General features: G+C 71.9%; 1 protein-coding gene. It reads left to right on the top strand.

Annotated features, from left to right (window positions below; all coding sequences use genetic code 11):
• Positions 1 to 10: 10 nt before the first annotated feature.
• Complete coding sequence (locus D477_RS20605; RefSeq protein WP_052510871.1) at positions 11 to 1,285, top strand: DUF58 domain-containing protein; 1,275 nt, start codon at positions 11 to 13, stop codon at positions 1,283 to 1,285.
• Positions 1,286 to 1,343 lie beyond the last annotated feature (58 nt).

The raw sequence follows: 1,343 nt of genomic DNA, 5'->3' as shown, positions 1-1,343 counted from the left end.
GGGGCGCGCCGTGCCGCCGCGGGACAGCAAGCTCCACCCGCAGTCCGTGCTGGCCGAAGCCGCCGGGCTTGGGCGGGAGTACCTGCTGCCCTGGTGGAAGCGGGCCAGCGCCCTGCTGGAACGCTACCTCCGGCCGGTGCTGGCCGTGGTGTCGCCGCTGGGCTGGATGGTGCTCGGCACCGCGGTGCTCCTGTTCGTCCTGGGGGCGGCATTCGGCTGGGCGGAAGCCCGGACGGCTGCCTTCATGGCCGCCCTGCTGCTGCTGATCGCCGTCGGGTTCGTGCTGGGCCGTTCCTCCTACGGGGTCGACCTGGACCTCGCCCGGACGCGCGTTGCGGTGGGGGACCGTGCCGTCGGCAGCATCGCGGTGACCAACACGGCGGCCAAGCCGTTGCTGCCCGCGGCCATGGAACTGCCGGTCGGTGCCGGCACCGCGGTGTTCCAGCTGCCCCGGATGCAGTCCGGCCAGGTCCACGAGGACCTCTTCACCATCCCCACGCAGCGCCGCGCCGTGATCGTCGTTGGCCCGGTCCGGTCGGTCCGGGCGGATCCGCTGGGCCTGCTGCGCCGGCAGATGATGTGGACCGAACCGACGGACCTCTACGTGCACCCGAAGACCACCGCACTGGTCGGCACCGCCTCCGGCTTCATCCGTGACCTGGAGGGCCTGCCCACCAAGGAGCTCTCCAGTGCGGACGTCTCCTTCCACGCCCTGCGCGACTACGTTCCCGGCGACGACCGCCGGCACATCCACTGGAAGACGACGGCGCGCACCGGCCAGCTGATGGTCCGCCAGTTCGAGGAGACCCGCCGCGCGCACCTGGCCGTCGCGGTCTCCACCAACACCGAGGAGTACGCTTCCGAGGCCGAATTCGAGCTGGCCGTCTCCGCTGCCGCTTCCATCGGCCTGCAGGCCATCCGCGAGCAGCGGAACCTGAGCGTGATGACCCAGCAGGGCCCGCTGCGCTCCGAGACCGGACGGAACCTGCTGGACGAAATGACCCGGATCGAAGGCAGGCCGCTGCGGGAGACCGCCGTCGAACTGGCCCGCACCACGGCGGACGCCGTGCCGAACGCGTCGGTATTCTTCCTGGTCACCGGTTCGCAGGCCACGCCCACCGAGCTGCGGCGCGCCGCGGCGACCATCCCGCCCGGCATCCGCGCCTTCGCGGTCCGCTGCTCCTACGGGACCGAGGCGGCGCGGGCCACCATCGGGGACTTGACGGTGCTCTCGCTGGGCAACCTGGAGGACCTCGGCATCGTTTTGAGGAAGGCTGCCGCATGAGCACCACCGACAGCCCCGACAACGAGCCCACCCGGGCACGCCGGCGGGACAGTTCCCG

The organism is Arthrobacter crystallopoietes BAB-32 (genome assembly GCF_000328305.2).
GTDB lineage: Bacteria > Actinomycetota > Actinomycetes > Actinomycetales > Micrococcaceae > Crystallibacter > Crystallibacter crystallopoietes_A.
The sequence above is the reverse complement of the archived record's forward strand: the minus strand, read 5'-3'. Positions and strand labels throughout refer to the sequence as shown.